This window comes from Burkholderia humptydooensis (assembly GCF_001513745.1).
Taxonomy (GTDB): Bacteria; Pseudomonadota; Gammaproteobacteria; order Burkholderiales; family Burkholderiaceae; genus Burkholderia; species Burkholderia humptydooensis.
The window spans coordinates 2,159,201-2,176,513 of the sequence record NZ_CP013380.1 but is presented as its reverse complement, the minus strand read 5'-3'; the positions used below and the strand labels follow the sequence as shown (position 1 = coordinate 2,176,513).

General features: G+C 65.7%; 15 protein-coding genes and 2 pseudogenes. 9 read left to right on the top strand and 8 right to left on the bottom strand.

Going from position 1 to position 17,313, the window contains the following annotated elements; all coding sequences use genetic code 11:
- Positions 1-120: 120 nt before the first annotated feature.
- Entirely contained in the window at positions 121-612 is a 492-nt protein-coding gene (locus AQ610_RS09875) for a MarR family winged helix-turn-helix transcriptional regulator (RefSeq protein WP_006026711.1), read from the top strand.
- A 164-nt stretch (positions 613-776) separates the two neighbouring features.
- Here AQ610_RS09875 and AQ610_RS09870 read toward each other — a convergent pair whose 3' ends face one another.
- On the bottom strand, positions 777-1,622 hold the full coding sequence (locus AQ610_RS09870) for a ferritin-like domain-containing protein (RefSeq protein ID WP_231748909.1): 846 nt from the start codon (positions 1,620-1,622) through the stop codon (positions 777-779).
- Between the two features lie 220 nt (positions 1,623-1,842).
- Between AQ610_RS09870 and AQ610_RS09865 the strand changes: the two genes are divergently transcribed.
- Entirely contained in the window at positions 1,843-2,307 is a 465-nt protein-coding gene (locus AQ610_RS09865) for a hypothetical protein (RefSeq protein WP_043282598.1), read from the top strand.
- Between the two features lie 443 nt (positions 2,308-2,750).
- Positions 2,751-4,658, top strand: coding sequence for a hypothetical protein (locus AQ610_RS09860; RefSeq protein WP_099975924.1), 1,908 nt, complete (start codon positions 2,751-2,753; stop codon positions 4,656-4,658).
- Positions 4,659-5,335: 677 nt separating this feature from the next.
- On the opposite strand, the gene AQ610_RS09855 is transcribed toward AQ610_RS09860, so the two are convergent.
- A complete protein-coding gene (locus AQ610_RS09855; RefSeq protein ID WP_009917522.1) occupies positions 5,336-5,971 on the bottom strand; it encodes a DUF6988 family protein in 636 nt (211 codons plus the stop codon).
- A gap of 182 nt (positions 5,972-6,153) precedes the next feature.
- Between AQ610_RS09855 and AQ610_RS33165 the strand changes: the two are divergent.
- From AQ610_RS33165 to AQ610_RS09840, 4 genes and pseudogenes are all read left to right on the top strand, one after another.
- A pseudogene (locus AQ610_RS33165) lies at positions 6,154-6,727 on the top strand (recombinase family protein).
- A 4-nt stretch (positions 6,728-6,731) separates the two neighbouring features.
- A pseudogene (locus AQ610_RS09850) lies at positions 6,732-7,838 on the top strand (transposase family protein); the annotation flags it as partial.
- A 396-nt stretch (positions 7,839-8,234) separates the two neighbouring features.
- Positions 8,235-8,771 carry a MarR family winged helix-turn-helix transcriptional regulator gene (locus tag AQ610_RS09845; protein ID WP_006026716.1) on the top strand — a complete coding sequence of 179 codons (537 nt, stop codon included), beginning with the start codon at positions 8,235-8,237 and terminating at the stop codon, positions 8,769-8,771.
- A complete protein-coding gene (locus AQ610_RS09840) occupies positions 8,768-9,625 on the top strand; it encodes a DMT family transporter (RefSeq protein ID WP_006026717.1) in 858 nt (285 codons plus the stop codon). The genes AQ610_RS09845 and AQ610_RS09840 overlap by 4 nt, the downstream gene beginning before the upstream one ends.
- Before the next feature lie 30 nt (positions 9,626-9,655).
- On the opposite strand, the gene AQ610_RS09835 is transcribed toward AQ610_RS09840, so the two are convergent.
- The 5 genes from AQ610_RS09835 to AQ610_RS09815 form a co-directional block, all read right to left on the bottom strand.
- Positions 9,656-10,426: a class I SAM-dependent methyltransferase gene (locus tag AQ610_RS09835; protein ID WP_006026718.1), complete on the bottom strand. Its 771-nt coding sequence runs from the start codon at positions 10,424-10,426 to the stop codon at positions 9,656-9,658.
- Positions 10,427-10,710: 284 nt separating this feature from the next.
- The gene (locus AQ610_RS09830) at positions 10,711-11,823 is read right to left on the bottom strand and encodes a branched-chain amino acid ABC transporter substrate-binding protein (protein ID WP_009912315.1); all 1,113 of its coding nucleotides are present in this window, start codon (positions 11,821-11,823) and stop codon (positions 10,711-10,713) included.
- A gap of 222 nt (positions 11,824-12,045) precedes the next feature.
- Positions 12,046-12,543, bottom strand: coding sequence for a MarR family winged helix-turn-helix transcriptional regulator (locus AQ610_RS09825; protein WP_006026720.1), 498 nt, complete (start codon positions 12,541-12,543; stop codon positions 12,046-12,048).
- Positions 12,544-12,977: 434 nt separating this feature from the next.
- Positions 12,978-13,682, bottom strand: coding sequence for a glutathione S-transferase N-terminal domain-containing protein (locus AQ610_RS09820; RefSeq protein ID WP_006026721.1), 705 nt, complete (start codon positions 13,680-13,682; stop codon positions 12,978-12,980).
- 224 nt (positions 13,683-13,906) lie between these two features.
- Positions 13,907-14,827 (bottom strand): LysR family transcriptional regulator, encoded by a 921-nt coding sequence (locus tag AQ610_RS09815; protein WP_006026722.1) that lies wholly within the window; start codon positions 14,825-14,827, stop codon positions 13,907-13,909.
- Positions 14,828-14,924: 97 nt separating this feature from the next.
- On the opposite strand from AQ610_RS09815, the gene AQ610_RS09810 reads away from it, so the two are divergent.
- Positions 14,925-15,374 carry a GlcG/HbpS family heme-binding protein gene (locus AQ610_RS09810; protein WP_006026723.1) on the top strand — a complete coding sequence of 150 codons (450 nt, stop codon included), beginning with the start codon at positions 14,925-14,927 and terminating at the stop codon, positions 15,372-15,374.
- Positions 15,371-16,165 carry an SDR family oxidoreductase gene (locus AQ610_RS09805; RefSeq protein ID WP_006026724.1) on the top strand — a complete coding sequence of 265 codons (795 nt, stop codon included), beginning with the start codon at positions 15,371-15,373 and terminating at the stop codon, positions 16,163-16,165. The genes AQ610_RS09810 and AQ610_RS09805 overlap by 4 nt, the downstream gene beginning before the upstream one ends.
- 138 nt (positions 16,166-16,303) lie before the next feature.
- Here AQ610_RS09805 and arcC read toward each other — a convergent pair whose 3' ends face one another.
- Positions 16,304-17,245, bottom strand: coding sequence for a carbamate kinase (gene arcC, locus AQ610_RS09800; protein ID WP_006026725.1), 942 nt, complete (start codon positions 17,243-17,245; stop codon positions 16,304-16,306).
- Positions 17,246-17,313: the final 68 nt, after the last annotated feature.

The window sequence follows — 17,313 nt, the reverse complement described above, 5'->3', positions numbered from 1 at the left end:
CGTGGATGCGGCGCGCGTCCGGACGTTTGCCGGGCGTGCGCGTTGCGTATAATTGTCTCGACATCAAGATAGATTCGACTTGTCTCTACGTCAAGATAACTTGGACGAACAGGAGGGTTAATGGATCGCGCAGCCCATGCGATCGAGCAATGGCGCCGCGAGCGCCCGGATCTCGATCCGTCGTCGATGATCGTGCTCGGGCGGCTGCAGGAGGCGGCGCTCGTCATCGCGCGCGACAGGCTCAATCCGCTTTTCGCGCGCTACGGCCTGCAGCCGGGCGAATTCGACGTGCTCGCGACGCTGCGGCGCAGCGGCGCGCCTTACGCGCTGACGCCGACGGCGCTCTACGACGCGGCGATGATTTCGTCGGGCAGCATGACGAACCGGATCGATCGGCTCGAGAAGGCGGGGTGGGTCTTGCGGCGTCCGAACCCGGCGGACGGGCGCGGCACGCTCGTCGCGTTGACGCGCGCGGGGCTCGCGCTGATCGACGACGCCGTCGTCGCGCACGTCGACAATCAGCGGCGCGTGCTGTCCGCGCTCAGCGCCGCGGAACAGCGTCAGCTCGCGAAGCTGCTCGACAAGCTGTTGCAAGGGCAGGCGCAGGGCTGAAGCGCCGGGCCCGTGCCGCGACGATCGCGCGCCGGCGGCGCGTGTTTGACGGGACGCGCTCCCCGGATCGACAGCTCGATACCCGCCATGCGATCCGGGGAACCGCTTTGCCGATGACTTCGGGATGCCGAACATCATCGCCGCCGCTCGTCCTGCCAACGACCTCATCGATTCGGTTGCAATTCCGAAGGGATCGTCTGCGCATCGAATGCCTGCGCGCTGCCCGGATCGACCGGCTGATACTCGAAGCTCGGCGCGGGGAGGGGCTTCGCCGCCGGATTCGGGATGCCGGACATCATCGCGGTGGCTTGCGCCTTCAACGACATCATCAGTCCGATGACAGCATTGAAGCGGTCGCCTGGGGTTTGTCCGTTGAACAGCGCATGCAATGTCTTCAGCAGGCTCGTATAGGTGTAGTTGAAGTTGTTGCAGGCACGCCGCTGCGCGGATCCGGAAGGATAGTCGGCGACCTTCGGGTTGCCCGGCACGTCATAGACGCCGCTCGGATCGAAGACGATGGAATCGCCTGAATACGAATAGCCGGACTGGTCTTTCACGAGTTTTCGCCCCTGCTTGATTTGCATGAGGCGGTAGTAATGCGCGTAGCGGTAGCGCCCGACCACCTCGGTCGGCGATTTCGACGTGCCTTCTCCTTCTTCGACGATCGTGCGGATTGCCTGCTGCGCGGTTGCGACGTTGGTGACGATGACGGCGTCCGGCATCAGAGCGGGGCCGATCTGATTGCGGGGCGGGTTGATGAATGCCTTGTCGCCGACTTCGCCGATCATGTTCGAGATGAGGCTGTAGAACTGGCCGATCGTCAATCCCCGCGCGGCGTCGATTTCGAGGAGCGCCGATGTCGCGCGGAAGCGCGCCTTCCACGTTCTCAGAGAGTGTTGCACGTCTGTCATCGCAGCGCCTGTCAGTGCGCCAACCCGCAACAATGAACCATGCAGTTTGCCGACGATGGCGAAGCCTCGTTGGTCGATCGCTTGGATCGCGTGAAACAAATGCGCTCCCGCCATCGCGCAGCGGAACGGATTCCGCCCGGCCACGCGCGCAAGGCCGCCCTCGCGGAAACGGCAATGCCCGGCAAACCTGCGGCAATCCCACTACATTTTCCAGGTTGAACTTCAGCCGTCGGATACCTTAAATACGCTGGGCGTGACCTGAAGACACGCGACGCCCCTCGATATTGAGGCAGCCTACCGCTCAGTGGAGAAAACCACCATGTCGACAACTGTTCTAGGTTTCAAAGGAAGGGTGACTATCGCAATCAACAAAGTGACCAAGCAGTATCCGCACGCCAAGCTCTATGAAGCGGATGGTGTGGCCTCAGGCGGCCCGACCACTGACCCCAAGCAAATCGACAAACTGCGAGTCGTGTTTCAAGACGAGAACAACACTGTCATCATCGAATCCACAAGCTACGACGAATTCGGTTCCCCCGTGCTTTATCCAGAGCCCTGGGTCGGAGACGTGGTGATCGAATGGCCCGTCAAGCTGGATCTGGACGAGGCCGATCGCGCGAAGAACGCAGCGGGGCAAACAGGCGCATACGATACGGTCGCGCTGCGCAATCCGCTCGGCCCCAAACCAGGAAACCCCCTCTATATTTTCGGTTCGGGGTCCCGCCAGGCGAGGAAATTCGTGTTCGTAGACGCGATAACCGGAAAAGTGACCGTTGGGGAATGACGAGCGGGGATGAAGGCTCGATTCGCACTCGGATGGTGTGTGCCGCAGCGGTGACGCGCGATGAGCGATGAGCGATCGCATCGTCGGTGATCGGCTTCGACAATGCACGGGGCGCGTTCGACGCGCGCCCAACGGCTCGCGCGCTCAGCCTCGTCGAGATCGGCGCGCTGCATCGCAGGCGGCTCGTGCCGCGGGCGCGAGCCGCGCCCGCATGGTGCGATCGCTACCCGCGCCGCGCGCTACGGGCAGCCGCACCGCGCAGAACGCGCCGTTCGGGCCGCCGACTTCGCACGGCAGCCGCAACCGGTTCGGGCACACCGCCTTGGTTCAACGTCCGCGCCGCGAGCGCGCATGTCGCGCGAATGGGGCCTTGAGATTGGCTCGCGGCACACTGGTTCACCAGCATGGCAGTTCGAGGCGTTCAATTTCCGGGAGAGCATGCAATGGGAACAATCGAAAATCATTCGCGTTCTTACGGCGACGGCAACCTTCGGAACCGGCTCAGGCAAGCTTGCCTGTATGGAACGATCGGCCTTGTGGCATCGCTGAGCGCGACTTGCGCGATGTCCGCACCCAATGACGACGCGCATGCCACGGCTGAGCACCGCATGCCGCACATGGAAAGCGAGCACATGATGAGCGCGCCGCCCGGCAGCAGCACATCGTTCTCGCTTTCGAAAATCGCGGCCGACGATCCCGAGCCGCCGACGGATTTCCGCCTCGGGACACTGACGAAAAAAATCAAGACGGAAAACCCGCAAACGCAAGCTTTCTTCGATCAAGGCTTGCGCTTCTACTGCGCGTTCAACTTTCGCGAAGCGTACCGCGCGTTCAGGGCCGCGCTCAAGCGAGACCCCGACTGCGTCATGTGCCGATGGGGGATCGCGATGTCGCTGGGCGTGAACATCAACCAGCTCGATCAGCCGGAAGCGGATCGCCAGATCGCGCAACAGAATCTCAAGGACGCACTTCGCATACGTGATGCCGATCCGAAGGAACGCTCGCTCGTCGACGCATTGCTACCGCGCTATGAAGCTCATGCGCAACTACCCGGCGAACTCGAGCGCCAGAACCGGCGCAACCGAGACTACGCCGAGGCGATGGCCGCGCTGGCCCACCGCTACCCGGACGATCCCGACATCCAAACCCTGTACGCGGATGCCGTGATGAACCTCAAGCCTTGGGAATACTGGGACCGTCAGGGGAACGCCACTTACCGTGACATTCCCCAGGCAGTCGAAGCGATCGAAGGCGGGCTGAAGGACCATTCCGATCACATGGGTCTCATCCATTGGTACATCCATATTCGCGAGGGATCGACCGAGCCGAACGACGTGACGCCTTATGCGGACAAACTGGCCAAACTCGCGCCCGATGCCGGCCACTTGGTTCACATGCCCTCGCACATTTATTACCGCACCGGCGCGCACCTGCAATCGTTCGAAGCGAATCGGGACGCAACGTTGAGCGACGAAGGCTACTTCAAGAAAGTCGATGCCAAGCTCGCGGGCGGCATCGATCATCCGGACGGCGACCGTTATCGCTGGGGCTACTACCGGCACAATATCCATTTCGCGCTTGCTTCGGCGATCATGGCCGGCAACGTCGAGAACATGAGCTGGGCGGCTGATCGTCTGCGGAAATCGGAAGGCGAAGGCATTACGTTCCGGACCGACCGTTATCGCGGCATCTATTACCAATCGCTGCCGTATTTCATGTCGCCGGACGAGATTATCCGGCAGCCGCCACCGCACGGGACAGAAAAGGACTGGCGCTTTGCAAGCGTTTCCTGGAACTACGCACAAGCGCTTGCATACGTCCGCAAACACGATGTTCGCGGTGCGCAACGTGCGTACGCGAAACTTGTAAAGGACGTGATCGCCTTCAGGAAAGAGCGGCCCGACGAAGTGATGAACAGCCAGACGGCAGAAATCATGCAATCGGTCGCGCGCGCGCGGATCGACCAGATGAAAGACGACGCGCAACGCGGGGTGCGCATTCTCGAACGCTCCGTCAAGCAGCAGGACAAGATGAACTACGACGAGCCGCCTTATTGGATGGTTCCGGTCAGGCAAACCCTGGCCGCGCTCCAGATCGGCCTCGGCCAATACGACAAGGCGATCAAGACGCTCCACGCGTCGCTCGGCGACGACGACCCGAAACACAACGCGTACACGAGTTTCAGAGGCAACAGTTGGGCCTATTTCGGCTTGACGCAGGCCTATGAAAGAATCGGGCTAGGAAATTTGACACCCGAGCAGCAAAAGGACTACGACAGCGCGCGGAGCCGGCTCGCCGAATACTGCCCGCCCGACAAGAATGTTTGCGCTTTGTCGCTCGATCGTATGTAGGTGGGCAAACACGGTCGGCTCCGAGTTGAAAATCCGCCGGCTCCGGCGCCTTTGCTCGCTGGTCGCTGCTCGCGGCGCATGCGGTTGGCGCTTGGCGGCGTCAAGCACAAAGCGTTCGACGCTGTCGCTGGCGGATGGCGCGGAGACGATTTCGATAAACGCCTCGCCTATGACGGCGAGGCGTTCGAATCGAATGCGCGGACACCTCGCGTCGCGCAGTCAAGCAAGCGCACGCTCGCCAACCCACCGGGGTCGATCGAGACCACGGTCAAACGGAACAATTCTCCGCGATGAAACGCGCCGTTCGTTGCGACGCCAATGACATCGGGCGCGGCCTGCTTCCGCTGCGGATGCTCAGCAAACCACCCGAATATCTCGACGATCCATCAGGCCCCGGGGCGTCGAAGCATTGCTTTCCCGGCCCGATCAACGGTATGCGGTCCATGAACGTATGCGATCCACGAACGACGTCCTTCAGAGTAAATCGGTGGAGTGCGTGATGTGTGGTAGCGAAGCGCATCAGCGCAGGTCGGCCGGCATTTTCCAGGGCAGCAACGCGTCGTAGTCGTCGACGGTCTTTGCTAGCGGCAGGCGCCTTACACTTGTGAAAGTATCCTGGATAGGTTCTCTCAAACTCAGTCTGATTCATCACGGATTCCTCCGCATTTACCAATTTACTATTGCTTCCCGAGCTTGAACCCCAGTTCTTTTGCTTTCTCGCCAACCGACATAAGGGAAGTGCCGTCAGCCAGCACCTGTGCAAAGCCGACTCCGATCAATATGGCAATAGCCGCAGTCATGTGGGTCAGACTAGCCTTATCTTGAGCAGAAAAATTCGGCGAGATTTCAGCGTTCGTCAGGCGCCGTGTCACTTGCAACCGCGCGCCATGCGCGTAGTCGCAGATCGACGGCCAATGTGCGCGATGTAGCGTTGAAAACTGTTCCGTCTCGAAGTCCGGGTTCTTCTCCAACTGATCAATCATCTTCTGCGCGCTAGGAAATTCTTTGTGGGTGTCATCTTCCGCAAACGAGCGCAACCAACCCATGTTCGCGCAAGATTGAATCCATCGTCCCCTTACGTATGCCTCGTAGGCCGCGCGAAAGAGCGCGAACGCCGACGCAGTCATGTCGAGCTTGATCAGCTCGACGATAGCTGAAACGTGATCCAAGGCAAGGGAATAAAAGCACGCTGCTATTGGCTGTGGAACGCCGTCCTCAGTCTGCTTGCCATCGACCTCATCCCAAAGCCACGAGACGAGAGAGGCCAACACATCAAGCGATGGCTCCTGCCAGTCGGTCGGAATGTTCGACATGCTCCCTCCCATCAATATACGCGCGCAGCGATAGACTTGGCCGTCCAGGAAACGAAGGTTTGATGGACGCCGGCCCGTGCAACCGGGTGCGGGCGGCGAATTGCACCAAGAGCGTCCAATATCGGCTTCCATTTTTCAACATCCGACGATACTGAATTTTCAGCGGACAAACTGGAATTCCTATGTTGATAGGATACGCTCGCGTCTCCACGGACGATCAGCAACTCGACCTGCAACGCGACGCATTGGCACAGGCCGGGTGCGAACGCGTGTTCGAGGACACCGCGAGTGGCGCGAAATCGGAACGCACCTGCTTAACGGCGCTGCTTGCCTCCTTGCGTCAGGGCGACACAGTGGTGATCTGGCGGCTGGACCGGCCTGGGCGCTCGCTGAAAGACCTGATCTACCTCGTCGAGCGGCTTGACGCCGCCGGCGTCAGCCTGCGCAGCTTGCAGGAAAACATCGACACTGCGTCGATCGGCGGCCGCCTGGTGTTCCATCTATTCGGCGCGCTGGCGGAGTTCGAGCGCAACCTGATCCGCGAACGCACGCGCGCGGGTCTCTCTGGCCCGCGCGCGTGGCCACAAGGGCGGACGCAAGAAGCGGCTCGATCCGGAGCGCGAGCAACTTGCCCTGCAGCTCTATCACGAACGTCGCCACACCGCCGAAGAAATCTGCCGGTTGACGGGCATTGGCCGCTCGACCTTATACAACTATCTGGCCGAGGCAGAACTCAATGCCCAGCGGGCGGCGTAAGGCGATCCCGCCCGACTCGCTCATGCAATTGCGGCAGCGGCTCGACCGTCTGCCGCATAAATGCCCCGAACGGGCTGCCCAGGTCGGGGCAGTCGCCGAACTGTACGGTGTTTCGACGACCAGCGTGTATCGCGCACTGCATCGCTTCCAGCAACCTCATTCCGCGCATCGTGCCGACTACGGCAAGCCACGGGTATTGCAGCAGACGGAGCTGGAGCGCTACTGCGAACTGATCGCCGCGCTGAAGCTGCGGACCACGAACAAGCAGGGGCGGCACCTCTCGACCAAGCGTGCGATCGAGCTGCTGGAGGAATACGGCGTCGAAACGGTGCAAGGCCTGGTCAAAGCGCCCCAAGGCGTGTTGCGCGTCCCGACGATCAATCACTATCTGTCGGCGCTGCGACTGGACCAGCCGCACCTGCTGCGGCAACCGCCCGCGGTACGGTTCCAGGCCGAGCATGGCAACGACTGCTGGCAGTTCGACATGTCACCCTCAGACCTGAAACACATTGAACGACCGGCCTGGATCGATCCGACGAAGGGCGAGCCTACGCTGATGCTGTTCGGCGTAGTCGACGATCGCAGCGGCGTCGCCTACGAGGAGTATCGCTGCGTGTATGGCGAAGACGTGGAATCGGCGCTGCGTTTCCTGTTTAACGCGATGGCGCCGAAATCCGACCCCGGCTTCCAGTTCCAGGGCCGACCGAAGATGATCTATCTCGACAACGGTCCGGTCGCCAAGAGCCGCGTGTTCCAGAATGTGATGCAGGCACTGGGCGTCGAGTGGCAGACACATATACCTGCGGGCAAGGACAGCACGCGCACCAGGGCGCGATCGAAGGGCAAGGTCGAGCGGCCGTTTCGCACGATCAAGGAAGCGCACGAAACGCTGTATCACTTCCACAAGCCGGAGACCGAGGCACAGGCGAATGAATGGCTGTTGCGCTATCTGCTGCGCTACAACGATCAGCGGCATCGGTCAGAGAAGCACTCTCGGCTCGAGGACTGGCTCACGTATTTACCCGCTGAAGGGGGGCGCGATATGTGCACGTGGGAACAGTTCTGCCGGTTCGCGCGCGAACCGGAGCGGCGCAAGGTTGGCAACTCAACTATTCCCTCGTACGCTGGGCCAAACGGAAATACAAACGACTGGGTAGCGCCTCACGGGCGACGGCCTGGCTAAAGCGCGTGGTTGCGCGGTGGCCTCGGCTGTTCGCCCACTGGTCTATTACTCATGCCGGTCTGGCTGGACGATAGGAGCCGGATGAATCGAGAGATTCACGTCCGGTTGCGTGAGGGCCTGAGGGTGAGATTCCCTTGGGCTACTCGACCAGCTAGCCGGTTGAGCGACGCGCGCCCCTTCGCGCGCCGCACCGCCCCCCATCCCCACTCGAAACCCGTCGCCGGCAATGCGGCCGCCGCGGCGTCACGGATGCAAAAAAGTCTTGCGGCAATTTTGATTGCCATATACTTGCATCATGCAAGTACCTGATCGGGAGCCGCCCGCATGCCTGCCGCACCGTCCGCCCCTCGCGCGCCGAAGTCGTCCGGATCGCAGAAGCCCGCCGCGCCGCTGCGGCTCGGCAACTGGCTCCCGTATCGGCTGTTCGTCGTCGCCGCGCAGGTCGCACGCCCGCTCGAGGCGTTCTATTCCGAGCGCTTCGGCCTCACGCAGGCCGCATGGCGCATCCTCGCGGTGATCGCCGAGCGCACCGGCGCGAACGCGACCGAGATCGGCCTCGCATGCGCGCTCGATCCGTTCACCGTGAGCCGCGGCATCGGCCAGCTCGTCACGCTCGGCTTCGCACGGCGCACGGCCGCGAAGAACGACCGGCGCTTCGCGTCGGTCACGATCACCGCGAAAGGCCGCGCCGCGTTCGACGAGATCGCGGCGCTCGGCATCGCGATCGAGCGAAATCTGCTCGCGACGTTGTCGAACGACGAAACGCGCGTGCTCGACGCCGCGCTGCGCAAGCTCGAGAACGCGAGCGCGCGGATCGAGGCCGGCGACTGGCGCGCGCTCGTCGGGCAACGCTCGCGATGACCGCGCTGCTCTTCGGCCTGACCGCGCTGCTGTGGGGCGGCGGCGCGCTCGCGACCGCGATGCAGGCGGGCGCGACGCCCGTGCTCTGGTCGGTGTCGATGCGCATGGCGCTCGCGGGCGTGCTGCTGCTCGGCTACGGACGGTGGAAGGGCCACGCGCTCGCGATTCCGCGTGAGGATCGCGTATTCGTCGCGCTACAGGGCGCGCTCTTTTTCGCGTTCGCATTCATCACGTTCTACGAAGCGACGCGACGCATTCCGAGCGGACTCGCCGCGCTCGTGCTGTCGACATCGTCGCTGTTCGCCGCGCTGATCGGCCGCGCGCTGCTCGGCACGCCGCTCACGCGCGCGCTGCTGTGGGGCGCCGCGTGCGGGATCGCGGGCGTGGGCATCATCGTCGGCCCGTCGCTCGGCGCGGTGCGCGCCGATTCCGCATCCGGCTTCGCGTGGGCGCTTGCGGCCGCGGTCGCGACCGCGGCGGGCACCGTCGTCGGCGCACGCAACCAGCGCGCGGGACTGCCGACCGTCGCGATCCTCGGCTGGGGCGCGCTCGTCGGCTCGGCGACGAGCGCCGCCTGGGCCGCCGCGCAGCACGTGCCGTTCGTCGCCGACTGGTCGGCGCGCTATGTCGGCAGTCTGCTGTATCTCGCGATCGGCGCGTCGTGCGTGACGTTCATGCTGTACTTCGACCTCGTGCGACGCCTCGGCCCCGGCAAGGCCGCCTATACGCTCGCCGCGGTGCCGATCGTCGCGCTCGGGCTGTCCGCGCTGTTCGAAGGGCTGCATCTCGATGCGCGGATCCTCGCCGGCGCGGCGGCCGTGCTCGCCGGCAACGTGCTCGTGCTGCGCGGGTGAGCGGGGCGCGCGACATCCGCCGGCGCCGTGTCAAGCGAGCCGCTGCGTGACCATCACCGTCATCGGCCACATCAGCGCGTAACCGGTGCGCGTCGTGCTCACGCTCAGGAACGCCTCGGCCGCCGCGAGACAATCGTCGTCCGAGTACGCGTCGGTCGCGGAGAAAAGCAGCCTCAGGAAATGGCCGATCGACTTGCGGCTGTCGAATTCCCACGGCACCGTCACGTCGTGGAAACGCGGTTCTGCCCAGCCCGTCAGCGCGCACAGCGTTCTCGCGAAATCCTCGGACAGGAACGCGACCTCGTGTCCCGTCGAGCAGCTCTTCGCGATGAAGCCGTCGAAGTAGCGCGCGAGCGGCGTGCCCGCGAAGATGTCGTAGATCACGAAGCGCGCGCGAGGCCGCGCATGGCGCGCGCTCGCGGCGAATGCGGCGGTCTTGTCGGGCACGTGGTGGATCGCGCCGCGGCTCCAGATCGCGTCGAAATCGCGCGTGTCGAGATCGAGCGCGTCGGCGGCCTGCTGAACGACACGGATGTTCGAATCGGGCATGCCGCGCAGCGCGTCGAGTTGCTCGATCGACGGATCGGTCACGACGAGGCGCCCGGACGGGCCGAGCGCGGCCGCGATCGCGCGGCTGAAGTAGCCGCTGCCGCCGCCGATTTCGAGAATCGTCTCGCCCGGCGACGGCCGCAGGAAACGATGCATGCATGCGATGTCCTGCAGCCACGCGTCGGGGTAGAGCGACAGCGCGTCCTTGTAGTGCGTCGCGCGATTGCCCGCGAATTCGATGACGTCCATCATGGGAGATCTCCAGGCTGCCGGGCGTCTCCGGGTCCGCGGCCGCCGTGCGTTCGGGATTGTTTTTCGAATGGGCGTTGGTCGTGCGTGTGCGCTTGCGCGCGGTGCGGGCGGGGCCCGCGCATGCGTGGACGAGGCGAGCTGGTCTCCTCGCGCCGTCCCGGCTGCATTCGTTCGGCTCGTTCGTCACGACGACGTCTGTGTCCGGGCCGTTCTGCGGCGCGCTCCGGCCCGCATCGCCCGGCGCCGGACGTCGTCGTGCGCACGCGCGGCCGTTGCGTCCCGCCTCAGTCGGGCACCGGCACGAGCGCGCCGCGCTGCACGCGGTAAACCGTCACCGCGCCGTTCACGTTGTCGCCCTGCGGATTGAAGCGGATGCTGCCGATCACGCCGTCGTAGCGGGTCTTCGCGAGCGCGCCGAGATAGACGGCCGGATCGGTCGAATTCGCGCGGCGCATCGCGTCGGCGAGCAGCATCACCGCGTCGTAGCCGTACGGCGCGAATACGATCACCTTGCCGTAGCGGGCCTCGAAACGCCGCTCGAACGCCGCGTAGCCCGCCATCCTCGTGCGCGGGTCGCCCGCCTGCGTGCAGAACTGGCCTTCGTTCGCGCCCGACGACAGCGCCGTCCACTGCCCGGTGCACACGCCGTCGCCGCCGACAAACGCCGCGTCGATCCCGAGCGCCTTCATCTGCCGCACCATCGGCCCCGCCTGCGCATCGGCGCCGCCGTAGACGATCACGGCCGCATGCTCACCTTTCACGCGCGTGAGGATCGACGCGAAATTGACCGCGGTGTCCGTCGTGTAGTCGCGCGTGATTCGCGTGACGCCGTTCGCGCGCAGCGTCTTCTCCGCCTGATCGATGAGGCCCTGGCCGTACGCGCCGCGATCGTCGATCAGCGCGATCGGCGCGCCTTTCGCGAGCTTGGCGGCGAGCGCGGCGAGCGACGCGCCTTGCTGGCTGTCGGTCGCCATCAGCCGGAATGCCGTCTTGTAGCCTTGCTGCGTATACGCGGGATTGGTCGCGGCGGGCGCGATCTGCGCAATGCCGGCCGCCGCGTAGACCTTCGCCGCGACGATCGTCGGCCCCGAGTTCAGATCGCCGACGACGCCCGCGACGCGCGCGTCGACGAGGCGCTGCGCGACCTGCACGGCCTGCCGCGGATCGCCCTGATCGTCTTCGACGACGAGCTCGAACTTCACGGGCTTGCCGCCGATCGCCGGCGGCGCGCGGTTCAGATCGTCGACGGCGAGCTGCGCGCCGTTCTGCACATCCTTGCCCAGATGGGCGACGGGCCCCGTCAGCGGCATCGCGACGCCGATCCGGACGACCGATTGCGCATGCGCGTCGAACACGACGGCAGCCAGCAGCGACAGACACCCTATGCGAACGTTCATGTCGACCCTCGCTCGAAAAAAACGTCACGGTTTTCGATCCGCCGGGCGGCCGCGAAAAGATCCGTCGATTCGGATGCCAAATCGTTTTACGCATGAATCGACGGCAGCGGGCACGCCCGGCCGGAAGCTCGCCGCGCTCTCAGGTTCTCGTTATGTTCCGCGCGCGGTGCGGCGACGCCGCTCGCGAAGCCAGGCCCCCGGAATGGGCGACAAAGCCGGCGCTCAAGGCTCGTCGAGCAGACGCCGCCAGCCGACGATCGCGATGCGCTCGCTCTCGCGCCCGATCTTCAGCAGCGCGGCGTCGAGCATCGCGCGCTCGCCGGGCGTCAGCACGTCCAGCATCCGTTGCTCCGCCGCGAGGCCCACGGCGGCGATCTCGTCGAATGCATCGCGGCCGGCGGGCGTCGCCACGACGCACGCGTAGCGACGGTCGTTGCGCGCCGCGTCGCGCCGGGCGAAGCCGACCGCGACGAGCTGCGCGATCCCTCGGCTGACGGACACCGAATCCATGCCGAGCGCCGCGCCGATCTGCCGCGCGTTCGCGCCGGGCCGATCGACGATCGTCGCGAGAATCCGCCATGCTTGCTGGCTGATCCCGTAGCGCGGCCCATAGAATTCGGCGAGCAGGCGCGCGACGTGCTGCGCGGGCAGGAACAACTGATACGGAAGCCATTCGTCGAGCCGCAGCGCCGCCCCCGACTGTTTGCCGATTGGTTGCATTTTGAAAATACTCGAGCCAAAAAAAACGGCGGATGCCGGTCCCGTATTCGAGTCGCCGCCGTTGCTGTTACCGCTTTATTGCGTGCGTCGCGTCCTCTCGTACCGCGTGCGCATGCAAGGAGCGGACCAGGGCCGGCGCGATCGTTGGCCGACGCGGCTTCCCGGGCGAATGGCCGCGAAATGGCCACGCAATGCCCTGAAACGGCGTCGCGCTTTATGCACCACTCGGGGAATGATCCGCACCAAGGTGCATCCGGCATGTCGTGAATGGAGGCATGCGACGCGCGAGCGCGCGGCGGCCGGACATCGGGATTTCGGCGGAAAAATCGACGGGCAAGGAACGCCCGGACGGGACGCGCGCGGCTCCGCATGCGCGATGCAACGAAGCCGCGACGAAGCCGCGATAAGAGGTGAGACGAAGCGGAACGAAGCGCTTACGGCCGCGCCGGAACGTTCAACCCGCGCGCCACCGCCGGCCGCGCGACGAATGCGCCGAGCACGCGCGCGACGTTCGGATAGCGGTCGAATTCGACGAGCTCGCGCGCTTCATAGAATCCGATCAGGTTGCGCACCCACGGGAAAGTCGCGATATCGGCGATCGTATAGGCGTCGCCCATGATCCACCGGCGATCCGCGAGGCGGCCGTCGAGCACGCCGAGCAGGCGCTTCGCCTCGCCGACGTAGCGGTCGCGCGGCCGCTTGTCCTCGTACTCGCGGCCCGCGAACTTGTGGAAGAAGCCGAGCTGGCCGAACATCGGCCCGATGCCGCCCATCTGGAACATCAGCCACTGGATCGTCTCGTAGCGGCGCGCGGGATCGGCCGGAATGAACTGGCCCGTCTTGTCGGCAAGGTACAGCAGGATCGCGCCCGATTCGAACAGCGCGAGCGGCTTGCTGCCCGGGCCGTGCGGATCGATGATCGCCGGGATCTTGTTGTTCGGGTTCAGCGACAGGAACTCGGGCGACATCTGGTCGTTCGTGTCGAAGCGCACGACGTGCGCCTCGTACGGCAGCCCCGTTTCCTCGAGCAGGATCGACACCTTGACGCCGTTCGGCGTCGGCAGCGAATAGAGCTGGATGCGGTCCGGATGCTGTACGGGCCATTTCTTCGTGATCGGGAACTCGGAAAGATCGGACATGGATGGACTCGGTCGATGAATCGATGATGAACGCGCGACGCGCTGCCGGGCAAGCCGGGGCGGGCGGCGCGGTCCGCACAATGTAGCCGATCCCGCGCATTGTTGCTGGCGGCGGCGCGAGATGACGAAATCGTGACATCGCGCGAACGCTTTCGTCAGGCGTGGCGAACCTGGTCGCGGCAGCGCGCATGCAAAGTGCGCAGTGCAATGGAGCTTGCCAGCCGTCAGCGCCGCCCGTCGGCCGCCGCGTGCTCGCGCAGCACCGCGATGAACGCGCGCAGCTTCGGTGGCACGTGCTTGCGGTTCGCGTAGTAGAGCCACATCGGCGGCAGCGTCCGGCATGCGCCCGGCAGCACCTCGCGCAGCGTGCCGCGGCGCAGGTCGCCCGCGATCCGCTCGCGCATGAACACGAACGCGATGCCCGCGCCCGCGCGCGCGGCGTCGATCACCGCGCCCGTATCCGTGCTGACGAAGCGGCCGGCGACGTCGAGATCGACGTCGCGGCGGCCGTCGCGCAGCGGCCATTTGTGCAGGCGGCCGCTCTTCGGGAAGCGAAAGCGGATGCACATGTGCCGCGCGAGGTCGGCGACCTTCGCCGGCGTGCCGTGTTGCGCGAGATAGCCGGGCGTCGCGACGAGCGCGCACGTGAGCGCGGGCGCGATCCTCACGCCGACCATCCCGGGATGCAGCCGGTCGGCGAGGCGTATTCCGGCGTCGAGCCGCTCCTTGACGATATCGACGAGATGATCCTCGTAGCGGATCTCGACGCTCACCTTCGGATAGCGGTGGAAGAATTCGGCGAGCACGTCGGCCGTCACGACCGATTTCGCGAGATGCAGCGCGCTGATCCGCAACAGGCCCTCGGGTTCGTCGCGCGCGTCGTTCAGCGCGTCGCGCGCCTCGACGACCTGCCGGTACGGCTGCGCGGTCGCGTCGCAATAGCGCTGGCCGGCCTCCGTCAGGCTCACGCCGCGCGTGCTGCGGCTGAAGAGTTTCACTTTCAGCTCGCTTTCGAGCTGCCCGATCGCGAGGCTCACCGCAGCGGGCGTGAGGCCGAGCGCTGCCGCCGCGCGCGTGAAATTGCCGTGCGTGACGACGCTCATGAAAACGTGGAGGCCGCCGAGCGGATCGCGTCGCAGAGTCATTAGAAAAACTTGATACGTTTGTGAGCGGAATGCCGATTCTCTCAGATACCGCCGATCTCTACACTGGCTCGCAGTCGAACCGCACAAGGAGCCGCCGATGTCCGCCGAACTCACGCTTCAACACGCGCAGCGCATCGTCGAGGCTGGCGTCGCCCGCGCCGCGCGCCGGAACGGGGCGGGCGTCGCCGTCGCGATCGCCGTCGTCGATGCGGGCGCGCATCTCGTCGCGTTCGCGCGGATGGACGGCGCGTTCATCGGCGCGATCGACCTCGCGACGCGCAAGGCCGGCACGGCTGCGCGCTTCCGGACGCCGAGCGCGTCGCTCGGCGCGCTGTCGGCCGCCGACGGGCCGATCCGCACGATCGAACACAGCAACGGCGGGCTCGTCACGTTCGGCGGCGGCCTGCCGCTCGTCGGCGCGCACGGGCGTTGCGCCGGCGCGGTCGGCGTGTCGGGCGGCGCGGTCGACGACGATGTCGCGATCGCGCAGGCGTGCGTCGACGCTTTCGCCACTCATCTGGACACAGCACAAGGAGCAAGGACATGACTGACAAACGCATTCTGGTGACGGGCGCAGGCTCGGGATTCGGCCGAGAGGTCGCGCTGCGGCTCGCCGCGAGGGGCCATCACGTGATCGCGGGCGTGCAGATCGTCCCGCAGATCACCGAGCTGAACGCCGAGGCTGCGCGGCGCGGCGTCGCGCTCGACGCCGTGAAGCTCGACGTGACATCCGCGCGCGACCGCGAGCAGGCCGAGCGCTGGGAGATCGACGTGCTGCTGAACAACGCGGGCGCGGGCGAGGCGGGCGCGCTCGTCGATCTGCCCGTCGACATCGTTCGCGAGCTGTTCGAGATCAACGTGTTCGGCCCGCTCGCGCTGACGCAGCAGGTCGCGCACGGGATGATCGCGCGCGGGCGCGGCAGGATCGTGTTCGTGTCGTCGATCGCGGGGCTCGTCACCGGCGCGTATACGGGGGCGTATTGCGCGTCGAAGCACGCGGTCGAAGCGATTGCCGAGGCGATGCACGCGGAGCTCGACGCACACGGCATCCAGATCGCCGTCGTCAATCCGGGGCCGTACAGCACGGGCTTCAACGACCAGATGATGGAGACGCCGCGCCGCTGGCTCGACCCGGCGCGCGCCGCGGCGACGCCCGAGAGGCTGACGTTCCCGTTCGAGCAATACGATCCGCTGGAGATGATCGAGAAGATGGTCGACGTGACCGAGGGCGATGGCGGGCTGTTCCGCAACCTGCTGCCCGCCGCCGTCGAGCAGTTCGTGCGCGACGAGCAGGCGCGGGCGTGGACGCGCCGCCAGAACGAGCGGCGCGGCGCGTGAGCGCACGACGCCGTGTGCATCGCGACTGCGGCGGCTGAGGCGGCTGCGGCGACGATCATCGCGCCGCCAACGCGGCTCGGCGGCTCAGGCTGCGCAGCGGACAGCCCGCCGCGGCCGCCGTTCCATGTCACCGCGCGGTTACTGCGGCTTCCGGTAGCGAATCCCGTCGACCTTCGTGCTGACCCGCGTGCCGGCTCGGCCCTCGGCGATCGCGACGATGTCGGCGAGCGAGCCGATCACCGCATCGTGCCCGGTTTGCCGCGCGAACTCGATCGCCGCCTGCACCTTCGGCCCCATCGAGCCGGCCGCGAAGCCGAGCCGCTCGAGTTCGTCCGGATGCGCGGCTTCGATCAGCGCTTGGGTCGGCTTGCCCCAGTCGATGTACGCGCCGTCGACATCGGTCGCGATCACGAGCAGGTCCGCATGCAATTCGCGCGCGAGCAGCGATGCGCACAGATCCTTGTCGATCACCGCCTCGACGCCCGAGAGCTTGCCGCTCGCATCGTAGCGCGTCGGAATGCCGCCGCCGCCCGCGCAGATCACGATCGTGCCCTTCTCGAGCAGCCACTTGACCGGCCGGATCTCGAAAATGCGCCGCGGCCGCGGGCTCGGCACGACGCGGCGGAACTTGTCGCCGTCGGGCGCGATGTGCCAGCCTTTTTCCCGCGCGAGCCGCTCGGCCTCGCCGCGCGAGTAGACGGGGCCGATCGGCTTCGTCGGATGCTCGAACGCGGGATCGGCCGGATCGACCTCGACTTGCGTGAGCAGCGTCGCGAACGGCGCGTCGGGCGGCAGCAGGTTGCCCATTTCCTGTTCGATCAGATAGCCGATCATCCCTTCCGTCTGCGCGCCAAGCACGTCGAGCGGGTAGGGCGCGACTTCGGCGTATGCCGCGCCCTGCAACGCGAGCAGGCCGACCTGCGGCCCGTTGCCGTGCGCGATCACGAGCTCGTTGCCGGGCGCGATCTGCGCGATCTGCGCGACCGCGATCTTCACGTTCTCGCGCTGCTGGGCTTCGGTCATCGGCTGATTGCGCTGCAAGAGCGCATTGCCGCCCAATGCGATGACGATACGCATCATGTTTCTCCTTGTTGTGCCAACGGTGCGGACGGCGCGGCCTCGCGCGCCATCCGGTTCGATTGCGCGCG